Below are 22,296 nucleotides of genomic sequence, written 5' to 3' on the forward strand. Positions count from 1 at the left end.
TTGTTTGATCGAATAGGTTTGATATCGAAGGTTGATTATAATCAGCAGCTTACGGGTTTGAATTTCGGAAATTTCCATGGAAAAAAGTGTATTGGCAGATTGATCTCAGATTCCAGAAGTTGATGAGTTGGCGTCATTTCTGAATTGGTGAGTCTGGCTGTATGGGAGGATGGTATGAATAATCTATTGGCAGAAGCACTGGCTGAGCCGCAAGGGCAAACCTATAACTTTTCGGCGGGCCCGGCGCCTTTGCCAAAGTCGGTGCTTGAGCGTGCTCGTGATGAGCTGCTGGACTACAACCGTGAAGGGGCTTCCATTATGGAAGTCAGTCACAGAGGAAAATCCTTTCTCAAAGTCGCTGAGCAGGCGGAGCAGAATCTGCGTGATCTTTTGAAGATTCCTGAAAACTACAAGGTTCTGTTTTTACAGGGGGGTGCCCGTGGGCAGTTTGCTGCCGTCCCGTTGAACCTGAAAGGTGAGAAAAATAGTGCGGACTATGTCAACAGTGGGCACTGGGCTCAATCAGCTATCAAGGAAGCTCAGCGTTATTTGAATGTCAATGTTATTGCTGATGGTAAGGGTGCTTCGTTCCATACCATGCCGGAAGAGAGTGACTGGCGCTTCAGTTCAGATGCGGCCTATGTCCATTACACACCGAACGAAACGATTGGTGGTCTTGAATTTCCGTTTATACCGGATTCCGGTGATGTCCCGCTGGTAGCAGATATGTCATCCAACATCTTGTCCGGGCCTATTGATGTCAGCCGTTTTGGGGTTATCTATGCCGGTGCCCAGAAAAATATTGGTCCGGCAGGATTGACAGTAGTCATCGTGCGTGACGATCTGCTGGATCGAGGACATTCCAGCTGTCCCGCTGTTTTTGATTATCGAGTGCAGGCGGACAAGGATTCCATGTACAACACCCCGCCAACCTTTGCCTGGTACCTGGCCGGCCTGGTGTTTGAGTGGCTGAAGGAGCAGGGTGGTCTGGAGGTGATCGATCAGGTCAATGCCCGCAAGTCCGGCAAGTTTTACAAGGTGATTGATGAGTCCGGGTTTTATCACAACAAGGTAGACCGCCGCTGGCGTTCAAGAATGAATGTACCCTTTACGCTGACTGACCCTGAGTTGGACAGAGTCTTCTTGGCAGAATCTGAAAAGAATGGCTTTCTTTACCTTAAGGGCCACAAGGCAGTAGGCGGTATGCGGGCCAGTATTTATAATGCAGTACCGGAAGAGCATGTTGATGCGTTGATTGCCTTTATGCGTGAATTCGAAAGAAAATTTGGATAACAAATCCTTGATCCGTTGCAATCTTGATAACAAAGCTCGCAGGATTGCCAGCCGCTGATTGCACGGCTCTGGTCATTACAGTTAAACGCAGAGAACATTATGACAGATGACAAGTTGAAGGGGTTGCGGACAAAAATTGACAAGCTTGATCAGGATATTCTGAAGCTGATCAGTGAGCGTGCGCGCTGCGCTCAGGAAGTGGCCAGGGTCAAGCAGACTGAAGGCGCTGCGGCAGTATTTTATCGCCCGGAGCGTGAGGCTCAGGTTTTGCGTCGGGTGATGGAACGGAACAATGGTCCACTTGACGATGAAGAAATGGCTCGATTGTTCAGGGAGATTATGTCAGCCTGTCTGGCCCTTGAGGAGCCCGTCCGAGTGGCATTTCTTGGTCCGGAAGGCACCTTTACCCAACAGGCGGCCATGAAGCACTTTGGCCATTCTGCGATTTCTGTCCCTATGGCGGCAATTGATGAGGTGTTCAGGGAGGTGACGGCTGGGGCTGTAAGCTATGGTGTTGTGCCTGTTGAGAATTCAACGGAAGGTGTGGTCAGTCATACTCTGGACAGTTTCATGGATTCATCTCTGAAAATCTGTGGTGAAGTTGTATTGAGAATTCATCAGCATCTGCTGGTTTCTGAAAACACCCGTCGTGACAATATTACCCGTATATACTCCCACGCCCAGTCATTGGCGCAGTGTCGTAAATGGCTGGATGCTCACTGGCCAATGGCCGAAAGAGTAGCGGTCAGCTCCAATGCGGAGGCGGCCAAGCGTATCAGGGGTGAATGGAACTCTGCGGCCATTGCCGGTGACATGGCTGCTGATATTTATGGTCTGGAAAAAATCTCTGAGAAAATTGAGGATCAACCGGACAATTCCACGCGCTTCCTGATTATTGGTCATCAGGATGTGCCTGTCAGCGGAGAAGACAAAACCTCAATTGTCGTCAGTATGAGAAACCAGTCTGGTGCTCTGCATTCGATTCTTGAAGCGTTTGATGTTCATGACGTGGATCTCACCCGGGTGGAAACCCGTCCATCCCGTACCGGCATCTGGAACTATGTCTTCTTCATTGACTTTGAAGGTCATAAAGACGATCCGGTTATCCAGAAGGTGCTTGGAAAGTTGGCTGACAGAGTGAATGATCTCCGTGTTCTGGGCTCTTATCCCAAGGGTGTTCTCTAACGAATCAGCCATGAGCGATTGAAACAATTTTTCGTCTCCCATCCTCTGGAAGTTGTCGAGAAGCCTTGGTTCCCGTGCTCCAGTGCGGGATCGAGTAGATGGTAAAAAAACAGGTGAAACATGGGTTGTGATTTTACAAAGCTTGCCGTACCGGGAATACGTGGCCTGAATCCTTATCTTCCCGGCAAACCCGTGGAAGAGCTGGCGCGCGAACAAGGTCTGGATGCCAGTAGTATTGTTAAACTGGCCAGTAATGAGAATCCTCTTGGGGCGGCTCAGTCTTCCCGTGAAGCCATTGCCGCAATGATGGATGAGCTGGCTCGATACCCGGATAGCAGTCTTTACAACCTGCGAGATAGTCTCTGTAGAAAACTCGCGGTTGATCCTGATCAGATAACCTTTGGCAACGGTTCCAATGATGTTCTGGTTCTGTTGGCGCAATGCTACCTGAAAGAGGGGTGCTCAGCTGTGTTCTCTGAATATGCATTTGCGGTTTATCCCATAGCTGTTCAGGCTACCGGTGCTGAAAGTATTGTGGTTCCTGCTAAAAACTGGGGGCATGATCTGGAAGCGATGGCTGAAGCGGTTCGTTCTGATACCCGTATCGTGTTCCTGGCTAATCCTAATAACCCGACCGGTACCCGTTTTTCTGAAACAGAGTTGCGTGTCTTTCTGGGTAATGTGTCTGAAGAGGTTATTGTTGTTCTGGATGAAGCATACTTTGAGTATGTGTTGGAGAGTGAGTACCCGGATGGTATTGCGCTGCTGAAAGAATACCCCAATCTTGTAGTGATCAGAACATTCTCAAAAGCCTATGGTCTCGCGGGTGGTCGAATCGGTTATTCTGCTTCAAGTGGTGAAATAGCCTCAATTGTCAACAGGTTGCGACAGCCTTTTAATGTTAATAATCTTGTTGGGGCAGCAGCGGTTGCGGTTCTTAATGACGAAGAATACCTGAACCGTTCCAGACAGGTTAACCAGGATGGAATGGCTCAGATTGAAGCGGGTCTGAAGTCCATGAATATTGATTACATTCCATCCAGTGGTAACTTCATTACTTTTGATGCTGGCATGGAAGGTGTGGAGTGTTATCAGCGCTTACTCAAACAGGGTGTCATTGTCAGACCTCTTACCAATTATGGAATGCCGGGGCACCTCCGGGTTTCCATTGGTCTGGAAGAAGAGAACCGTCGTTTTCTGGAAGCGCTGGCCGCTGTTAAACCGTTTTGAGTGATATACAGCCCTGAGCCAAATACAGCCCTGAACGATAGCTAGTAGTCTGAAGAGGCTGTTGCCATTTTCAGTCGACAGACATTTGAAAGTGGTTTTTAAAAAGGTTGAACGTGTAGTGATAGAGCAAAACAAGACCGGTACCCCTCTGAATATTCTGGTGGTGGGGCTGGGCCTTATTGGAGGATCATTTGCAGTTTCCCTGAGAGAGTGCAGTGAGAACTTTCATCTGATGGGTTTTGATCTCAGGAGCGAAAACATTGAAGAAGCCCTTTCCCTGGGAATCATGGCAGAAGGTTGCAGTGATTTTGAATCCGCCGTCAGCAAGGCTGATGTTATCCTGCTGTCGGTTCCCATGCTGGCTATGCCAAAGTTACTCCGGCAGCTCAAGGGGCTCGATCTCACTGACAAAGTGATGACCGATGTGGGTAGCTGCAAAGGCTCACTGGTTCAGGCTGCCCGGGAAATATTTGGTTGTGTGCCTGAGAATCTGGTGCCGGGTCATCCCATCGCCGGTTCAGAAAAAAGCGGAGTCACTGCCGCCAGGGCCGGACTGTTCAAGAATCATAAGGTGATCCTGACACCGTTGGAGAATACCGATACTGCGGCTTTATCTCTCGTCAGGCATCTCTGGCAATGCTGTGGTGCTCAAGTCAACACTATGGATTTTCGGCGTCACGATGAAGTGCTGGCAATGACGAGCCATTTGCCTCATCTCCTGGCATTTTCACTGGTGGATACGCTGGCGGGCAATCCTGAAAATCAGGATATCTTTCGTTACGCCGCCGGAGGGTTTAGAGACTTTACCCGCATTGCCGGCAGTGATCCAATTATGTGGCACGATATTGCCCTGGGTAACAGCGAGGCTATTATTTCCTCGTTGGATCAGTTTTCTGAGGGCTTGATGCATCTTCGCCAGGCCATAGTTGAGAAAGACAGCAAAGGGATATTAGCCAGTTTTGAGCGAGCCCAATCAGCACGGCAGCACTTTGCCAGTATTCTGGAAAAAAGAGCCCACATGAACACCCTTGATGAGAACCGGGGTGGTTCCGTAATCTGAGATTCGTATTCTGGATTGTGGCACTGTGGCCATATCCTTACCTAACTTCGTCAACCTGGCTTTAGATGCGGGTCTGGCGCTCTCAACAGAAGGTATTCAAGCGTGAGAGATATTGATATGCCCACAGGGGCAGAAGTAATTTTTCATTACTTTATGGATTAGAGAGTCAGTCAATGAAAACTACTTCATATATAAGTGTGCCAGTCGTAACTATTGATGGCCCCAGCGGTTCCGGGAAAGGAACGGTTGCGGCTCTGCTGGCGAAAGAGTTTGACTGGCATCTGCTCGACAGTGGTGCCTTGTATCGACTGACGGCGTTGGCGGCCATGAATCACGGGGTGGATTTTTCTGATGAAAATTCACTGGAAGTTTTGGCAGGTCACCTGGATGTGCAATTTGAGCCGGGTGCTGAAGGTGAAGGTCTGAAAATCGTTCTTGAGGGTGAGCGCGTTGGCGCCAATCTGAGGACTGAAGAAGTGGGAGCCAAAGCTTCTCAGGTAGCGGCTTTGCCGGGAGTCAGGAAGGCTCTGTTGAAGCGTCAGCAGGACTTTGCAGAGGCTCCGGGTCTGGTTGCCGATGGAAGGGATATGGGGACTGTGGTATTCCCCCGCGCTAACGTCAAAGTTTACCTTACAGCCAGTCCGCAAGAGCGAGCGAAACGCCGTCGAAATCAGTTGCAACAGAAAGGGATTGATGCTAGCTTTGACCAGCTTTTAGCTGACATTCTTGCCAGGGACGAACGTGACATGAATCGCGATGTCGCCCCACTGAAACCTGCCGATGATGCTATTGTTCTGGACAGCACCAGATTGAGTATTCAGGAAGTCTTCAGTCGTGTAGTGGATGTCATGCGACAGAATGGCCTGATCTGATTAACGTTAATCATTTCGGAACCTGTTGGTTGTTGAGGGAGACTCGACAGCCTGTTTGTATCGAGATGGTCTGACCGATTTCCGGAAAGACCGGCGTGAATAACCGTAGGGTGCAGATTGCCAGTTACAACCATACGGTGTTTTTTGAAAAACAACCCACACTGACTGGCGGTGTGGCCAGCATGCGATCGGTAGTCACTGCCTTTCTGAGGCGGTGTTGATTGGAGTGCTGATTGATAGGAATGACCATGAGCGAAAGCTTTGCTGAACTGTTTGAAGAAAGCCTGAAAGATATCGAAATGAAGCCGGGCGCTATTGTTAGCGGCCAGGTTGTCGATATCGACAGCGACTGGGTTACTGTCCACGCAGGCCTGAAGTCTGAAGGTGTTATCCCAAAAGCTCAGTTCCTGAACGAACAGGGTGAACTGACCATCGCTGTCGGCGACGAAGTTCAGGTTGCTCTTGATGCGGTTGAAGATGGTTTCGGTGAAACCCGTCTTTCCCGCGAAAAAGCCAAGCGTATGGAAGCTTGGGGCGAACTCGAAAAAGCCTTCGAAGCTGAAGAGATCGTTAAAGGTGTTATTTCCGGTAAAGTCAAGGGTGGCTTCACTGTTGATGTTAACACTATCCGTGCCTTCCTGCCTGGCTCTCTGGTTGATGTGCGTCCGGTTCGTGACACAGCTCACCTGGAAGGCAAAGAGCTGGAATTCAAGGTTATCAAGCTGGACCAGAAACGTAACAACGTAGTCGTTTCCCGTCGCAGCGTTCTGGAAGCTGAAAACAGCGCTGAGCGCGAGCAGCTGCTGGAATCTCTGCAGGAAGGTCTGGAAGTTAAGGGTATCGTTAAGAACCTGACCGACTACGGTGCATTCGTAGATCTGGGCGGTGTTGACGGCCTGCTGCATATCACTGACATGGCCTGGAAGCGCATCAAGCATCCAAGCGAGATCGTCAACGTTGGTGACGAAATCAACGTTAAGGTCCTGAAGTTTGACCGCGACCGTAACCGTGTATCCCTGGGTCTGAAGCAGCTGGGTGAAGATCCGTGGGTGGCTATCACCAAACGCTTCCCTGAAGGTACCCGTGTATCAGGTCGCATCACCAACCTGACAGACTATGGCTGCTTTGTTGAGCTGGAAGAAGGTGTTGAAGGTCTGGTTCACGTTTCTGAAATGGACTGGACCAACAAGAACATCCACCCATCCAAGGTGGTTGCTCTGGGTGACGAAGTTGAAGTTCAGGTTCTGGACATTGACGAAGAGCGTCGTCGTATTTCTCTGGGTATCAAGCAGTGCAAGCAGAATCCATGGGAAGAGTTCTCCGGTTCCTTCAATAAGGGCGACAAGCTGGCTGGTAAGATCAAGTCTATCACTGACTTCGGTATCTTCATCGGTCTGGATGGCGGCATCGACGGTCTGGTTCACCTGTCTGACATCTCCTGGAACGAAACTGGCGAAGAAGCTGTTCGCAAGTACCGTAAGGGTGATGAAGTTGAAGCTGTTATCCTGGCGATCGACGCTGAGCGTGAGCGTATCTCTCTGGGTATCAAGCAGCTGTCCGAAGATCCATTCAACTCTTTCGCTGGCCTGAATGAGAAAGGTTCCATCGTCAAGGGTGTGATCAAGGAAGTGACTGCCAAGGCAGCTACCGTAGAACTGGCTGAAGACGTTCTGGCTACTCTGAAAGCTTCTGAAATCAGTGTTGACCGTGTTGAAGACGCAACTAACGTCCTGAAAGAAGGCGAAGAAGTCGAAGCCCGCATCATCAGTATCGATCGTAAGAACCGCAATATCTCCCTGTCCATCAAGGCGAAGGATCAGGCTGAAGAGAAAGCGGCTATGAAAGAACTGCGTGCGAAGCAGGAAGACGAGACTTCCGGTCCTACCACCATCGGTGACCTGATCAAGGCTCAGATGGAAAACAAGTAATACTTGTTGGAGAAAGCTTCTGATGAAGCTTTCTTTTACCATAAAAAAACCGCAGCCTAAGCTGCGGTTTTTTTATGGTAATCAATAGGTTGCTTGATTTATTGAATCGGGTTGGCTAGGGTAGGAATTATCTGTAATTCCTATCAGGTTCGGGGCTGCCAGAAGTGTCGGGCGTCCGGCTAATGAGATACTCAGCCGTTCTCGGCTACGACTGTTTAATGTCTTGTTTATCTCCTGATTTGGTTGCAGTGTCTGTAACGATACTGATACTTCAGTGTCACCCAAGGGTGCAGGGATAGGAAGAACGACAATGACCCGATCAGAATTGATAGAACGACTGACCGATCAGCAAGATCAGTTGTCGGTTAAGGATGTGGAGCTGGCCATCAAATCTATTCTTGAGCAGATGTCACAATCTCTTTCCTGCGGAACGAGAGTAGAAATCAGAGGGTTTGGCAGCTTTTCACTGCACTACAGGGCTCCCAGGGTGGGGCGAAATCCCAAGACCGGTGACTCTGTCGTTCTGAATGGAAAATACGTTCCTCATTTCAAGCCGGGCAAAGATATGCGGGATCGTGTAAATAGTAGTCTTCAGACTCTGTAACCTTAATTTTTCCACTGTGTGTTAAGCCCTGTTCAACTATGACTCGGAATCTGATCGTAAATAAGTCATCACTGGAGTTTGATCGAATATGGTCTCTCATTTGAGTATCTGGCTGAAGCGGCTGGTAATACTGTTGGGCAGTCTCCTCCTGCTGATTATTCTCGTCAATTTTATTGTCGCTAACCCTCAATTGGTAAGATTCGACCTGGCCGGTTTCTTATTGCCGGAAGTGAAGGTGTCTTCTGTCGTCGTTATCTCTTTTATAATGGGAGGGCTGTTCGGGCTGCTGGTCTCGCTGCTGGCTATGACCCGGTTGAGGTTGGCCAATGCCAGCTTCAAGCGTAAGCTGGGCCGACGTGATGCAGAAATACAAAAACTCAGAGCGAATGCCTTGCAAGGATTAACCTGATGCCCGATGTTGCACTGCTGGCACTGATTATCGTGGCAATGCTGGCAGGATATCTTCTGGGACGTACTGAAAAAAAGAAAAAAAAGGACCACTTCCCCGGGCGACCCCTTTCTAAAGAGTATTTTGTAGGGTTGAACTATCTGTTAAATGAGCAGACGGATGAGGCCATTGAGACCTTTATCAGGGCGCTGGATATCAATAATGATACTGTCGATACCTATCTTGCCCTGGGTAGCCTGTTTTGTCGTAAGGGAGAGGTGGATAAATCGATCCGGGTGCATCAGGATCTTTTGGCCCGACCCAGTCTGACCCCCCTTCAATCTATTCGTGTTCAGCTGGAGCTGGCCAAGGACTACATGACCGCGGGGTTATTTGATCGTGCGGAAGCCATGCTGGTCGATCTTTCCAGACAAAATCATAAATATCGGGTGGATGCCCTTGAACAGCTTCTGAAAATCTATGAGAGAGAGAAAGAGTGGCAGCAGGCTGTTGAGATTGCAGAATCCCTGCGTAAATTGTCGGGTGAGTACTATGCCTCCAGGCTGGCTCATTTGTACTGTGAGATAGCCGAAGAAAAACTGCTTCATAATGATCGATCGGGGGCCAGAAAGTTCATCAAAACAGCATTTTCCAGGGATAAGAACTGTGTCAGAGCCAGTTTGATACTGGGCCAGATAGAAATGGAGGAAGGCCGTGACAGAGAAGCCGTTAAGGTCCTCCAGAAGGTGTCCATTCAGGATAATCGTTATGTGCCCCTGACTCTGGAAATGCTGGAAACTGTCTGCCACCGCAGTCATCAGCAGCGTGCTCTGGGCAGCTATCTGGCACGGTGTCTTAATGAGAAGCCGGGTACAGCTATTATATTGGCCATGACGGCTCAGTTAATGAACAGTCGTGATGAAGTGTCTGCCATAGAATTTTTAACCAGTCAGTTGCGACGGCAACCCTCTCTCAAGGGTTTGAATGCCTTGATCAATATTCAGTTAAATCATTCCTCTGAACCCTCTCTGACCAGTATCAAACTGTTGAAAGAGGTCACAGACCAGATGTTGGTTTCAAAGCCTGTTTACCAGTGCTTCAGCTGTGGCTTTTCCGGTAAAGAGATGCATTGGCATTGTCCGGGTTGTGATGGCTGGGGAACACTGGCACCCGTTCAGGGCGTAGAAGGGGAATAATATCCCCGTTTGTTTGTTTTACTGAGTATCCTTGTCTAGACCTGTTTATAGAGCCTTCTTAATATATCTTCCAAATTTCAGGATGCAGTGTAGGAGGCAGACAGGAAGTTAAGGATGTCTCCGATGAGAAAAAGAATAATCAGTTTTACCGCAATGACCCTGCTGGCTCTTTCTGCCCCTGTTTTTGCCGACAAAGTCCCATCCCGATTGAAAGTTAAAATCAACATTGCCGCTCTTCAGGAAATGGATGAAGCCAGGGTTGAAGTGCGCCACACACTGACAAAGAGGATTGTCGGAGGCAGGGAAAATAATAACACCTTGAGCTGAAAGTTAAAATTGATTTTCAAGATGCCGCAGTACGACCATCTAATATTCTCATACTCATTCAGCAGATATTTCTTTTTGATATTTTGAAAAAATCCATATAAATAAAAAATTAATATTTCTGAAGTTACGATATTAATTAGTTAAATCGTGAATTGAAATAATTCTCATTTAGGTCTAGTATTCCGCTTGCTTTTCAATCTGTTGTTGTCTTTCCATAAACCGCCTCAGGTTACTCTTTTCACTACATCATCAGATGTATCAGGAAGCACTCTCTCCGGCGTGCTATGCGTTTCGGGAGGAGGCTTGGGAGATTGTGATGACGGTCACTTTAGGGGATCTCCGGACAGGAGAGGAAGCTCGGGTCTTTGCTTTCAGGGAAGCAGGCTCAGCCTATCGTCGTAAGCTTCTGGCCATGGGCCTAACGCCCGGAACCTGTTTTAAAGTATGCCGGGTCGCGCCTCTGGGTGATCCTATTCAGCTCCAGGTTCGCGGATTTCAACTCAGTCTGCGTCGTCACGAAGCGGCAGCCGTTGAAGTGACTCGTCTATGAAGGAACATGTATTTGCGATTGTAGGTAACCCTAATTGCGGCAAAACTACTTTATTTAACAGTTTAACGGGCGCCAGTCAGCATGTAGGTAATTGGCCCGGTGTTACCGTAGAAAAGCGCAGTGGCCGCTATGAGCATAAAAGTCAGCCCATTGAAGTGGTTGACCTGCCTGGTACCTATTGTCTGGATGTGGTCGATGATCAGGTATCGATGGATGAGCGCATTGCCCGTGACTTTATCCTTGCCCGTGAAGCTCAGCTGATCGTCAACGTTGTCGATGCTTCAAATATTGAGCGTAACCTGTATCTGACCACACAGCTGTTGGATATGGGACTCCCCGTGATTGTTGTCCTCAACATGATGGATGTTGCCAGGGACAAAGGTCTCAAGATCAATGCTGAAAAGCTTTCCAAACAGCTCGGTTGCCCTGTTCATGCCATGATAGCCTCCAGAAACAAAGGAACCCCGGGGCTCAAGGATCTTATCAATCAATGCTTTGTTAACGGAGTTGAACCAGCAAAGCCACAATCTCTGGGAAATGATCTGGAAGAGTCTGTTACTCGCCTGCAGGCACGTGTTGCCAGTGAGATCGAAGATCGCTCAATTGCACGCTGGGTGTCGCTTAAATTACTGGAAGGCGAGTCCGGTTTTGTTGATCAGGTTTCTCAGGGTCTGATGAAAGCAGCGGTTGTGGCACGATCCCGGCTTGAGGACGCCTATGATGCAGAGATGGATATCTTAGTGGCAAACGGTCGCTATGAAAGCATCAGCCTCATCATGCAGGATACTGTCAAAACCTCGGGGATTGTAAGTCAAGGTCTCACTGAGCGTGTCGACCGTATTGTCCTGAATCGACTGGTGGGGTTGCCGATTTTTTTTGGCGTTATGTATCTGATGTTTATGTTCTCTGTGAACATAGGCAGTGCTTTTATCGACTTTTTTGACATTCTCTCAGGCACCCTCTTTGTCGATGGTGTGAGCCATCTGCTTGAAAGTATTGGTGCGCCGGACTGGATCATTGCGCTGCTGGCCAAAGGTGTCGGTGGCGGTATTCAGACTGTCTCTACCTTCATACCGGTCATTGCTTTTCTGTTCCTGTTCCTTTCGTTACTGGAGGATTCTGGTTATATGGCCAGAGCCGCTTTTGTCATGGACAGGGCAATGCGTTTTCTGGGTCTCCCCGGAAAGGCTTTTGTTCCTATGCTGGTAGGTTTCGGCTGTAACGTACCGGCCATTATGGCGACCCGGACGCTGGAAAATCAGCAGGACCGGATGCTGACCATTGCCATGGCGCCTTTTATGTCCTGTGGTGCGCGTCTTCCTGTTTATGCGTTATTTGCTGCGGCCTTCTTTCCCGGTTCCGGTCAGAATGTGGTTTTCACACTTTATCTGACGGGTATTTTGGCTGCGGTCATAACGGGTTTGATGCTCAAGAAGAGTTTGTTCAGTGGCGAGGTGACAACTTTTGTTATGGAGTTGCCTAACTATCACAGGCCGTCAGTCAAGCATGTACTGCTCAGAACCTGGAGTCGACTGAAAGCGTTCCTTTTCAGGGCAGGTAAAGCCATAGTTCTTGTAGTAATGATACTCAATACCCTGAACTCTGTAGGAACCGACGGCAGTTTTGGCCATGAAAACACCCGGTCATCTGTGCTCAATAAGATAGGTCAAACCATCACACCTGCTTTTGCTCCCATGGGTATGTCAGAAGATAACTGGCCAGCAGCTGTAGGTCTGTTCACAGGCATTCTGGCAAAAGAGGCGGTGGTTGGCACGCTGAATTCCATGTACACCTCCATCGCTGAGCAGGAGAATGGCACTGAAGCCCAAGCCCATAACTTTGACTTTATGTCTGGCTTTGAGGAGGCTGTGGCAACCATTCCTGCCAATCTTTCAGAGGTGGCATCTTCCCTGGCGGATCCCCTTGGACTCAGTGTTGGGGATTTGAGTAATCTGGAATCAGTAGCACAGGACCAGGCGGTGGAAGTCTCCACCTTCGGGATCATGCAAAGACTGTTCATCAGTGATGCGGCTGTCGTCGCTTATCTCTTGATGATCCTGCTCTACACACCCTGTGTTGCAGCCTTGGGGGCTATTTATCGCGAATCAGGCCCTCGCTGGACATTCTTTGTGGCGGGCTGGACTTTCTTCATGGGATATTCAGTGGCTACTCTTTACTACCAGCTGTCCCGAATCACTATTCAGCCTGTGACATCTCTGTCCTGGCTGTCCATCATAGTACTGGCCATGGCTCTGATGTTTCTGCTACTCAGGAGGGCAGGGCAGAGAGTGCTATTTACTTCAGAAGATATACCCGCTGAAAGACTCAGAAGCTCCACAGGATGCCACTGATGCTGCTATTAATCAGAGATTTTCTGTCAGAAAAAGGTATCTGTACTCTGGCCGAACTGAGTCAGCATTTTGAAGTTGACCCCGAAGCCATGAAGGCCATGCTAAGTCACTGGGTCAGGAAAGGAAAAGTAGTGGAGGAGTCATCTGGCTGCAAACAGGGGTGTGTCAGTTGTGGGTCTGAACAGTTGATTGTCTATCGCTGGTTAAACTCGAGTCAGTACGACCTGATTCCTGTCTTTATTCAGAGTGATTAACCCGATACCGATAGACAGGGCTAAGGTATAAATCGTTAGCCTTGTTCATACACTCAGGCTGCCATCCCGGTAGCCTGAATGTGTGGCTGACGATATAGCAGCCATCCTTGAGTTTCTCCTTAAATGCCTCGGATAACTTTTCCATAGCGCCCGGATAGAGATAACATACGACCAATCCGGCTTCTTCCCATTGATGTTGAAAAATATCCTGCTGGATGATGATCACATTTTTCAGATGGCTGCTGCGTATTCGGCTGATCCAATAGGGGAGGGGAGAACGTTCAATTCCGAAGATGATGCGATCCGGATAAGCGTTTGCCAACACTGGAATCAGAGAACCGAAACCAGAGCCCAGTTCATAAATGTTGCCATCGACTCTTGAAGGCAGGGTTTCCAGCAGTTTTACTCTTACCTTGCCAGAAGTGGGTGTTGGACTGATGCCCAAACGCAGGCTCCAAAAGACAATAGTCGAAGTTATCAGGCTGCCCGCAAAAAAGATCAGAATCAGAATTGTGTGTTCAAAGTTCATCATTCCCTTAAAGAACGTTATTATCCGCCAGGTTTTTATATTGCTCTTTATTTGACGCTTAGATCAAGTTCTGGCTGGACAGTTTTGTTGTATGAACTAGCTTAAAATCAGAGCCTCAAGTCAAGTAGTGCGATGAATAGTGCGATAAATAGTGCGATTAGAAAACTGGCGATGACTGGTGCATTCGCACTGGTCTCCATCATCATTTGCCCACTCCATGCAGCTGAACCTGTCCCGTCTTTTGAAAGTCTGGATGCTGGCTTCCAAAAACTGCAATCGGTACTTGGGCGTTATGAGCCGATGCATGCTAAACAGTTCCGTATCATTATTGACAAGGAGTATAAAAATAAACCTGTCGAAAATGAGCCGGAAACACTGACCATCTCAAAAGGTGAGGTGCTCATTGGTAATCCTTATCGAATGGCGGATGGCATTGCTTTTGATACGATCGAAGCCATCAGGAATACGTTTTATGAAATCGATAAACATGATCAGCGCAAGAAAAAGTTTCGCGAGCACCGCTATCTGGCGATTCGCTATGTATTGAGAATAGATGCCGAACATCAATGGCATTTTGAAAGCAGTGTACTGTCCCACAGTGACCCTGCCGTGGTGGAGTCCCATGCCCTTACAGGCAGCGTCGACTGGCTGAAAAACGGCTTTGAGCTGACAGGTTTTACCTCGGGTGTTGCATACACAGCGGGAGTTAAGCCTCTGCCCATTGCGGTCTATGCTCAATTAAAATTCATACGTGCCGGTGATGAATTGTACATTGATGATCGATGGCAGGATTATAAAATGACCAAAGGTCCCAATGGCAAGCTACTGCCATTCCCGGATTTCAGTCAGCCCGTCGGGCGTCCTCAGTCCTGGTACAGTCGGGAAGCTTCTTACTATGAATAAAAGCCTATCGTCATCTATTGCGGTGCACTTTGGCTGCTAGATGGTTAGGGAGCATAGTAGGCTTAGATTTGCGCCACCGACTTTGCTGGTTTGACTTTTTTTGGTTTTTACAACACAGTGACATTTTCCTGATTTTGACCAAAAATATTCGCTCTTTAAAAAGTTGTTTGAAATCATATAGTTATAAATTGCTCAAAAAATTGGGGTGAATTTGATATTTATTCCTAAGCCGCTGTTATATAAGTGGTTTGATGCTTTATACTCTGGTTCACTGCCGCACAGGCAGCTTAGAAATAGACCCCATCCAAAAACATCAAATAGATTCTGTTCACTGCCGCACAGGCAGCTTAGAAAATTACAGTTTGATGATTTACCCTATGTTGGTAGTTCACTGCCGCACAGGCAGCTTAGAAAAATAATATTCTGAAGATTTAGCAAATGGACTCGTTCACTGCCGCACAGGCAGCTTAGAAAAACACAATCGTCCAGCGAAAAAACCGGCTCAAGTTCACTGCCGCACAGGCAGCTTAGAAAATATCCCCACTTAGCAACACCGGGCAAAATCTGTTCACTGCCGCACAGGCAGCTTAGAAAAGACATCCGGCGTATATCGGCTGCCCATAATCGTTCACTGCCGCACAGGCAGCTTAGAAAACTACTATTGTTGCCGCTATCACTGCACTGGCGTTCACTGCCGCACAGGCAGCTTAGAAATCTTCACGGAAAGGCTGTAACCATTCCGGCATGTTCACTGCCGCACAGGCAGCTTAGAAAATTCTGCTAGTTCCCCATTTACCGGCAGCTAAGTTCACTGCCGCACAGGCAGCTTAGAAAAGTAGGAGAAATGTAATTCATACAAGCAGCTTGTTCACTGCCGCACAGGCAGCTTAGAAACTTGAGGAAGTTTTTTAATTAGATCATCAGTCAGTTCACTGCCGCACAGGCAGCTTAGAAAAGTATCTATTATTGCAATGGTTTTCGGTATTAGTTCACTGCCGCACAGGCAGCTTAGAAAAGTCATTGCCGTTGTAGCCACTGAGAAGAAGCGTTCACTGCCGCACAGGCAGCTTAGAAAAAGAACGTGAGCTTAACCAAGTTAAGCATTCAGTTCACTGCCGCACAGGCAGCTTAGAAATCACGTATCAAGCAAGAATCTTTCTTCAGTATGTTCACTGCCGCACAGGCAGCTTAGAAAATTAATTTGATAATTCACATCGGCTGATACGCGTTCACTGCCGCACAGGCAGCTTAGAAATTTTATCGGTTAATTAAAAATTAGGAGTATTTGTTCACTGCCGCACAGGCAGCTTAGAAAATGAAGGATTTGCAGCCATCGGGCTCTAACGTGTTCACTGCCGCACAGGCAGCTTAGAAAATTCATAGCGTGCTTTCTTGTATGCTTTTAGTGTTCACTGCCGCACAGGCAGCTTAGAAATTGTAACCGTATGCTTGTTAAAACAAGCTACCGTTCACTGCCGCACAGGCAGCTTAGAAAGTTAAAGTTGCTGATGATCTGCGTGATATTGCGTTCACTGCCGCACAGGCAGCTTAGAAAAGTATCAAACGGTTTGTGTCTGATATTAATCAGTTCACTGCCGCACAGGCAGCTTAGAAAGACCTGAAGAAACGTTAAAACACATCGGAACCGTTCACTGCCGCACAGGCAGCTTAGAAATCTAAGTCACGAATACAAAGACTATCTAACATGTTCACTGCCGCACAGGCAGCTTAGAAAATAAAAAGAAGCCACTGGGTAGGATTGTTCTCGTTCACTGCCGCACAGGCAGCTTAGAAAAGTACATGGGTGAACTTGTCATTGAGGTTTTGGTTCACTGCCGCACAGGCAGCTTAGAAATGATGGTGCCTAAATTCATGTAGGTACCGAAAGTTCACTGCCGCACAGGCAGCTTAGAAATTCCTGCATAAGCCTGTCATACCTTCTCTTCCGTTCACTGCCGCACAGGCAGCTTAGAAAAGGGTAATATCGGTCGAAAGTGATGGACTAACCGTTCACTGCCGCACAGGCAGCTTAGAAACACTGTTCACGTGTTATCCACGCTGGCCCTCTGTTCACTGCCGCACAGGCAGCTTAGAAAAAGGTGAAAACGAGCCACGCTTACCAGACTTGGTTCACTGCCGCACAGGCAGCTTAGAAATGTCCAGAGCCGGAATCCGTAGCAACACAAACGTTCACTGCCGCACAGGCAGCTTAGAAATCAGATTTACTACTCTCCTGGGCTCCGCAAATCGTTCACTGCCGCACAGGCAGCTTAGAAAATAAACCCAGCCCATACGCCTGACATGTAACGGTTCACTGCCGCACAGGCAGCTTAGAAATAGAAGGCGCAGTTTTAAGAGAAGAAGATAGAGTTCACTGCCGCACAGGCAGCTTAGAAACTATGTTGACCGCTTCAAATCCCTAAATTTTGGTTCACTGCCGCACAGGCAGCTTAGAAATGCCTCCAGAGAATGTAAGTTGAGCGTAGTCCGTTCACTGCCGCACAGGCAGCTTAGAAAAGCGGAACGGATTACCTTCCGTTCTCATCTGGGTTCACTGCCGCACAGGCAGCTTAGAAACATTTAGGATCAGTGCTGCAGGTTCGGTTGCCGTTCACTGCCGCACAGGCAGCTTAGAAATTTATCTTTCGCAGCCTTGTAGGTCTCTCTAAGTTCACTGCCGCACAGGCAGCTTAGAAATGAGCGGGTCTTAATTCATCCTGCAGGATGCAGTTCACTGCCGCACAGGCAGCTTAGAAAACTCATTAAAGGGCATGGATGCACCATCTTGGGTTCACTGCCGCACAGGCAGCTTAGAAACGATGGATCGCCCTGGCACTTACCAAGTTTTGCGTTCACTGCCGCACAGGCAGCTTAGAAAATCAAGTGAACAAACGTCTTTCTGTTCACCATGTTCACTGCCGCACAGGCAGCTTAGAAATAAAGATCCCAATAAAACGACGGATGATCCAAGTTCACTGCCGCACAGGCAGCTTAGAAAAATAAGGCTCTGATACTGTCCATTGCTGATTTGTTCACTGCCGCACAGGCAGCTTAGAAAAACGGGACATTGTTAAGTACATCACAAGGTTCGTTCACTGCCGCACAGGCAGCTTAGAAAAACGTCGTAGACTTTGTAGAGTCTGTAGAGTTGTTCACTGCCGCACAGGCAGCTTAGAAATTTAAATTTTTGTCGTGTAAATCCTAGCCGTTGTTCACTGCCGCACAGGCAGCTTAGAAAAGCAGTTAAACCCGATACAGAATAAGCATCACGTTCACTGCCGCACAGGCAGCTTAGAAATTGACAATAGAGTTTGTCCCTGATGGTGCCTAGTACATCACTCCGATTTGATCGTCGGGTAAAGCTTCTTGAGTTTTACCCGAGCATCCTCGGTCGTAAATCGCCATTCCATTTTGCTTTCTACACCATTACGCTGGGACTCCCACGCTTCAATCTCTGATTTCAGTGCGGCCTGATCGGGTATGCGTCTACTTAAACACTGACGACTGAGAATACTCAATTCAATCTCTGCCATGTTGAGCCAGCTTCCATGCTTGGGTGTATAGATGATTTCCAACTTACTGGCCAACCGATGAGCCTCTCCTGGTTCAAAGGCTTTATAAAGAGATGCAGGTGTATGTGTGTTCAGGTTATCCATGACAAGACGGATGACATCAGCTTTTGGGAAGTGAACATCAACCAGCTGTTTGATCTGGTGAGCCCAGTCGCAGGCAGTTCGGCTATCAGTCACCTCGATATGTCGCCAACCTTCCAGTGGCGCAAAAAACATGAAGAGAGAACTCACACCATTGCGCTCATACTCATTGTCATATTTTAGGGGTTGGCCAGGCTTCATAGGGAGTGGAGTCCTGACCTCCAAAGTATGCTGCTTACTGCTCTCATCCATACAGATCAGTGGTCGATTCGGATCATGTGGTTGTTGATAAACATCCAAAACACGTTCCATAGCGCAAACAAATTCTGCGTTTGCTTTTTTTGGAATACACCACTCCTTTTTCTGCCAAGGCTTCAACTCGTTTTTTTTAACTCTCGGCCAATGGTTTGATGCGAGATGGAATTGACATGCTCCAACTCAACCATACGGTCAGCGAGAAGCTGTAGCGTCCAGCGGCTATGACCTTCTGGTGGTGTTGAGCAAGCCAGAGCTGTCAATGCCGCCTGCTGCTCCCCCTGGAGTTTTCTTGGGCGGGCAATGCCATTGAACTTGCTATTAACAGCAATATCCAGCCCTTCAAGTACACAGCGTTTGCGTGTTCTCTGAACCGTTTTCGTTGAAACACCACAGGTTTGGCTGGTCTGGAGCTCCGTCAGTTTTGGCCCGTTTTCATCGAGACACAGGAGGATCTGGGCATGAATACGTTTATGCTTGGCCACCTTGGTCTGGTGAATGAGGTCTTTTAATTGCTGCTGTTCGTCTATGGACAGGCGGATACGGTATTGAGCTGGCATAGGTCACCCTGATCTGAATCAGGGAGAAGAATGCCAGAATGGAAAATTCCGGCATTGCTGCAGGACAAAGAAACTGGAGTTATGTACTAGTTCACTGCCGCACAGGCAGCTTAGAAATTGCCCGGAATGCTTGGACAGTCTCCGTTCAGGTTCACTGCCGCACAGGCAGCTTAGAAACATATCATCGTGTAGGTGACTGAGTGACTTCCGTTCACTGCCGCACAGGCAGCTTAGAAATACTCTCGACACGTACAAATGCTTTGTTGAAGGTTCACTGCGGCACAGGCAGCTTAGAAAGATCACTGAAAGGTCGAATGCTGGTCCTCGCCGTTCACTGCCGCACAGGCAGCTTAGAAAAATAAAAGGCAGTCGTCTGATAGTGAATCGAAGTTCACTGCCGCACAGGCAGCTTAGAAATAGAGCTGGCAAGACGTTCAACGTCGTACAAAGTTCACTGCCGCACAGGCAGCTTAGAAAATCCTGTCGAACCACTTCCTGAATTTCTCGACGTTCACTGCCGCACAGGCAGCTTAGAAAGTGTGTGTAGTAAGGCGGCAAAACTTGGTAAGGTTCACTGCCGCACAGGCAGCTTAGAAAATATTGACGGTCTCCCTCTGCCTCCTGACTGCGGTTCACTGCCGCACAGGCAGCTTAGAAAAGAGTAAAAAACCGTGAAGTTATCCGCATGAAGTTCACTGCCGCACAGGCAGCTTAGAAATACCTAAATGAAGATACCCCAGAGCACCATCAGTTCACTGCCGCACAGGCAGCTTAGAAAAATACCTACCCACCTTGAGCAAAAAAAGAATGGTTCACTGCCGCACAGGCAGCTTAGAAAATTTTTCGGTGTCTACACTGTAAGGGTTTACTGTTCACTGCCGCACAGGCAGCTTAGAAAATATTCAATGCTAAACCCTACAAGCCTTCTCAGTTCACTGCCGCACAGGCAGCTTAGAAAATCATCAGGAAGTCGGGAACGGGGTCGTCGTGGTTCACTGCCGCACAGGCAGCTTAGAAAATCTGTCTATGACGACTCTATTTCATCTTGTGGTTCACTGCCGCACAGGCAGCTTAGAAAACTGGCACCGCTTCATTGTGTTGGGTGCTGGCGTTCACTGCCGCACAGGCAGCTTAGAAACAAAACACCACGCTCATGACGCCAGCCTAAACGTTCACTGCCGCACAGGCAGCTTAGAAATCATTTTCATATTGTCGTACCTTCTCGACAACGTTCACTGCCGCACAGGCAGCTTAGAAACAACTAATGTTGTGATCGTGCTTTTTGTAATAGTTCACTGCCGCACAGGCAGCTTAGAAATGCAAGAGATTCATCAACAAAAACCTTCCACTGTTCACTGCCGCACAGGCAGCTTAGAAAAACGACGACCGGAGGAACTGTCTACTGGGGTAGTTCACTGCCGCACAGGCAGCTTAGAAAGTTGAAAAAATCGTCATCATACTGTCGTTCATGTTCACTGCCGCACAGGCAGCTTAGAAAACAAAAGCTCGGCGATGCTCGGTCACGTAAGCGTTCACTGCCGCACAGGCAGCTTAGAAATTGCTCTTAGGCCCGTTTGGATACACTCGTTGGTTCACTGCCGCACAGGCAGCTTAGAAAAATCGCTAGGGTCGGCAGGATCAACGATCAATGTTCACTGCCGCACAGGCAGCTTAGAAAAGAAAAATTTGGCAGGCAGCTTAGCCGTTTGGGTTCACTGCCGCACAGGCAGCTTAGAAAAGATTGTTTCTGACATCATCACAAGACGTGTTGTTCACTGCCGCACAGGCAGCTTAGAAAAGTGAAACCGCTTGTTCTTGTTAAAAATTGCTGTTCACTGCCGCACAGGCAGCTTAGAAAGGACACGCCGCCTGGACTTGAGCCATCAATTGGTTCACTGCCGCACAGGCAGCTTAGAAAAGTTGCTCACGCCATGCGGCACTGGACACTCGGTTCACTGCCGCACAGGCAGCTTAGAAACAGTTAATTTCCAAACAGTAGAAAGCTGATTTGTTCACTGCCGCACAGGCAGCTTAGAAAAATTGCTTGTAACTCTCTGTGTAAAGACTCATGTTCACTGCCGCACAGGCAGCTTAGAAAATCAGGGCCGTCGGCACCAGGACGTGCCCGTCGGTTCACTGCCGCACAGGCAGCTTAGAAATCATTGAGAGCGTCTAACATCCTTCTCAGACTGTTCACTGCCGCACAGGCAGCTTAGAAAATGCAGGTAAGATATCAGTATCCCTTCCTAAAGTTCACTGCCGCACAGGCAGCTTAGAAATGTATTGGTTTACTGTCCTTATTGGAATAGTTGTTCACTGCCGCACAGGCAGCTTAGAAATCATAGCAGCTTTAGACAACTACTCAATTTCAGTTCACTGCCGCACAGGCAGCTTAGAAAAACGGCGAACCGTGGCCGGGGATCGACCGCAAGTTCACTGCCGCACAGGCAGCTTAGAAACTTTTCAGGTGTTAACATCGACAAACGCTCATGTTCACTGCCGCACAGGCAGCTTAGAAAATTAGAGTAAACTTTTACCGACCGCCGATCTTGTTCACTGCCGCACAGGCAGCTTAGAAAATAACCTTCCATCACCATTTTTGTCACTATTTGTTCACTGCCACACAGGCAGCTTAGAAAATTCATAGCGTGCTTTCTTGTATGCTTTTAGTGTTCACTGCCGCACAGGCAGCTTAGAAATGAGACACCTTGGGATAAGAAGCTACACTGCTGTTCACTGCCGCACAGGCAGCTTAGAAACACTGCTCACCGAGGCCAAGTTTGATGCCGCAGTTCACTGCCGCACAGGCAGCTTAGAAAATGGTGAAAGGCTCGAAAGTCGGCCAGCAAATGTTCACTGCCGCACAGGCAGCTTAGAAAGCTTGCAAATAATCGTCGGTTTTTTCGTCCTCGTTCACTGCCGCACAGGCAGCTTAGAAACATATATTCGGTATGACAGTAGACGAGAAGCAGTTCACTGCCGCACAGGCAGCTTAGAAAGACAAATTAAAAAGAGTACAAAACAAACTGATGTTCACTGCCGCACAGGCAGCTTAGAAACATGTTACACATCAGCACCGTTCAGTATCGTGGTTCACTGCCGCACAGGCAGCTTAGAAAGGTCATCTAGCAGTCATGCGTCGAAAGCTGTCGTTCACT

At 48.3% G+C, this 22,296-nt stretch carries 16 protein-coding genes and 2 CRISPR repeat arrays (1 of these 18 running past the window's edge); of the genes, 14 read left to right on the forward strand and 2 right to left on the reverse strand.

Going from position 1 to position 22,296, the window contains the following annotated elements:
* Positions 1 to 174 precede the first annotated feature (174 nt).
* The 13 genes from serC to P6910_RS11305 all read left to right on the forward strand — a co-directional run bounded on the left by serC (position 175) and on the right by P6910_RS11305 (position 13,238).
* Positions 175 to 1,293 (forward strand): 3-phosphoserine/phosphohydroxythreonine transaminase, encoded by a 1,119-nt coding sequence (gene serC, locus P6910_RS11245; RefSeq protein WP_317146336.1) that lies wholly within the window; start codon positions 175 to 177, stop codon positions 1,291 to 1,293.
* 99 nt (positions 1,294 to 1,392) lie between these two features.
* Positions 1,393 to 2,478: a prephenate dehydratase gene (gene pheA, locus P6910_RS11250; protein ID WP_317146337.1), complete on the forward strand. Its 1,086-nt coding sequence runs from the start codon at positions 1,393 to 1,395 to the stop codon at positions 2,476 to 2,478.
* Positions 2,479 to 2,598: 120 nt separating this feature from the next.
* A complete protein-coding gene (hisC, locus tag P6910_RS11255) occupies positions 2,599 to 3,708 on the forward strand; it encodes a histidinol-phosphate transaminase (protein WP_317146338.1) in 1,110 nt (369 codons plus the stop codon).
* 61 nt (positions 3,709 to 3,769) lie between these two features.
* On the forward strand, positions 3,770 to 4,768 hold the full coding sequence (locus P6910_RS11260; protein WP_317146339.1) for a prephenate dehydrogenase/arogenate dehydrogenase family protein: 999 nt from the start codon (positions 3,770 to 3,772) through the stop codon (positions 4,766 to 4,768).
* Positions 4,769 to 4,941: 173 nt separating this feature from the next.
* On the forward strand, positions 4,942 to 5,640 hold the full coding sequence (gene cmk / locus P6910_RS11265) for a (d)CMP kinase (RefSeq protein ID WP_317146340.1): 699 nt from the start codon (positions 4,942 to 4,944) through the stop codon (positions 5,638 to 5,640).
* A 248-nt stretch (positions 5,641 to 5,888) separates the two neighbouring features.
* Positions 5,889 to 7,568, forward strand: coding sequence for a 30S ribosomal protein S1 (gene rpsA / locus P6910_RS11270; protein WP_317146341.1), 1,680 nt, complete (start codon positions 5,889 to 5,891; stop codon positions 7,566 to 7,568).
* Between the two features lie 310 nt (positions 7,569 to 7,878).
* A complete protein-coding gene (gene ihfB / locus P6910_RS11275; RefSeq protein ID WP_317146342.1) occupies positions 7,879 to 8,172 on the forward strand; it encodes an integration host factor subunit beta in 294 nt (97 codons plus the stop codon).
* Positions 8,173 to 8,260: 88 nt separating this feature from the next.
* Entirely contained in the window at positions 8,261 to 8,581 is a 321-nt protein-coding gene (locus P6910_RS11280; protein ID WP_317146343.1) for a lipopolysaccharide assembly protein LapA domain-containing protein, read from the forward strand.
* Positions 8,581 to 9,756, forward strand: coding sequence for a lipopolysaccharide assembly protein LapB (gene lapB, locus P6910_RS11285; RefSeq protein WP_317146344.1), 1,176 nt, complete (start codon positions 8,581 to 8,583; stop codon positions 9,754 to 9,756). Before P6910_RS11280 ends, lapB begins: the two co-directional genes overlap by 1 nt.
* 123 nt (positions 9,757 to 9,879) lie before the next feature.
* Complete coding sequence (locus tag P6910_RS11290; RefSeq protein ID WP_317146345.1) at positions 9,880 to 10,083, forward strand: hypothetical protein; 204 nt, start codon at positions 9,880 to 9,882, stop codon at positions 10,081 to 10,083.
* Positions 10,084 to 10,399: 316 nt separating this feature from the next.
* Positions 10,400 to 10,633 carry a FeoA family protein gene (locus P6910_RS11295; RefSeq protein ID WP_317146346.1) on the forward strand — a complete coding sequence of 78 codons (234 nt, stop codon included), beginning with the start codon at positions 10,400 to 10,402 and terminating at the stop codon, positions 10,631 to 10,633.
* Positions 10,630 to 12,984 (forward strand): Fe(2+) transporter permease subunit FeoB, encoded by a 2,355-nt coding sequence (gene feoB / locus P6910_RS11300; protein ID WP_317146347.1) that lies wholly within the window; start codon positions 10,630 to 10,632, stop codon positions 12,982 to 12,984. Before P6910_RS11295 ends, feoB begins: the two co-directional genes overlap by 4 nt.
* On the forward strand, positions 12,984 to 13,238 hold the full coding sequence (locus P6910_RS11305; protein WP_317146348.1) for a FeoC-like transcriptional regulator: 255 nt from the start codon (positions 12,984 to 12,986) through the stop codon (positions 13,236 to 13,238). The genes feoB and P6910_RS11305 overlap by 1 nt, the downstream gene beginning before the upstream one ends.
* Here the strand turns inward: P6910_RS11305 and P6910_RS11310 are convergent.
* Positions 13,222 to 13,683, reverse strand: a complete 462-nt coding sequence (locus P6910_RS11310; protein ID WP_317146349.1) for a hypothetical protein — start codon at positions 13,681 to 13,683, stop codon at positions 13,222 to 13,224. The two genes, P6910_RS11305 and P6910_RS11310, sit on opposite strands and share 17 nt — an antisense overlap.
* 255 nt (positions 13,684 to 13,938) lie before the next feature.
* On the opposite strand from P6910_RS11310, the gene P6910_RS11315 reads away from it, so the two are divergent.
* On the forward strand, positions 13,939 to 14,670 hold the full coding sequence (locus P6910_RS11315) for a hypothetical protein (protein WP_317146350.1): 732 nt from the start codon (positions 13,939 to 13,941) through the stop codon (positions 14,668 to 14,670).
* 266 nt (positions 14,671 to 14,936) lie between these two features.
* A CRISPR array of direct repeats spans positions 14,937 to 17,969; the repeat unit is 28 nt; unit sequence GTTCACTGCCGCACAGGCAGCTTAGAAA.
* A gap of 36 nt (positions 17,970 to 18,005) precedes the next feature.
* On the opposite strand, the gene P6910_RS11320 is transcribed toward P6910_RS11315, so the two are convergent.
* Positions 18,006 to 19,138 (reverse strand): IS630 family transposase gene (locus tag P6910_RS11320; protein WP_317141894.1). Its coding sequence is split into 2 segments (ribosomal slippage): positions 18,006 to 18,718 and positions 18,718 to 19,138, totalling 1,134 coding nucleotides; the frame shifts between segments, so codons are not numbered across the junction.
* Between the two features lie 89 nt (positions 19,139 to 19,227).
* A CRISPR array of direct repeats spans positions 19,228 to 22,296; the repeat unit is 28 nt; unit sequence GTTCACTGCCGCACAGGCAGCTTAGAAA (it continues 1,341 nt past the right edge of the window).

It is taken from the genome of Endozoicomonas sp. 8E, from assembly GCF_032883915.1.
Lineage (GTDB): Bacteria > Pseudomonadota > Gammaproteobacteria > Pseudomonadales > Endozoicomonadaceae > Endozoicomonas_A.

What these genes read in the sequence shown, in the direction of transcription:
- serC (WP_317146336.1), top strand. Translation starts at nt 175, where the DNA reads ATGAATAATCTATTGGCAGAAGCACTGGCTGAGCCGCAAGGGCAAACC.
- rpsA (WP_317146341.1), top strand. Translation starts at nt 5,889, where the DNA reads ATGAGCGAAAGCTTTGCTGAACTGTTTGAAGAAAGCCTGAAAGATATC.
- P6910_RS11305 (WP_317146348.1), top strand. Translation starts at nt 12,984, where the DNA reads ATGCTGCTATTAATCAGAGATTTTCTGTCAGAAAAAGGTATCTGTACT.
- cmk (WP_317146340.1), top strand. Translation starts at nt 4,942, where the DNA reads ATGAAAACTACTTCATATATAAGTGTGCCAGTCGTAACTATTGATGGC.
- lapB (WP_317146344.1), top strand. Translation starts at nt 8,581, where the DNA reads ATGCCCGATGTTGCACTGCTGGCACTGATTATCGTGGCAATGCTGGCA.
- P6910_RS11295 (WP_317146346.1), top strand. Translation starts at nt 10,400, where the DNA reads ATGACGGTCACTTTAGGGGATCTCCGGACAGGAGAGGAAGCTCGGGTC.
- P6910_RS11315 (WP_317146350.1), top strand. Translation starts at nt 13,939, where the DNA reads ATGACTGGTGCATTCGCACTGGTCTCCATCATCATTTGCCCACTCCAT.
- ihfB (WP_317146342.1), top strand. Translation starts at nt 7,879, where the DNA reads ATGACCCGATCAGAATTGATAGAACGACTGACCGATCAGCAAGATCAG.
- feoB (WP_317146347.1), top strand. Translation starts at nt 10,630, where the DNA reads ATGAAGGAACATGTATTTGCGATTGTAGGTAACCCTAATTGCGGCAAA.
- P6910_RS11290 (WP_317146345.1), top strand. Translation starts at nt 9,880, where the DNA reads ATGAGAAAAAGAATAATCAGTTTTACCGCAATGACCCTGCTGGCTCTT.
- P6910_RS11280 (WP_317146343.1), top strand. Translation starts at nt 8,261, where the DNA reads ATGGTCTCTCATTTGAGTATCTGGCTGAAGCGGCTGGTAATACTGTTG.
- hisC (WP_317146338.1), top strand. Translation starts at nt 2,599, where the DNA reads ATGGGTTGTGATTTTACAAAGCTTGCCGTACCGGGAATACGTGGCCTG.
- pheA (WP_317146337.1), top strand. Translation starts at nt 1,393, where the DNA reads ATGACAGATGACAAGTTGAAGGGGTTGCGGACAAAAATTGACAAGCTT.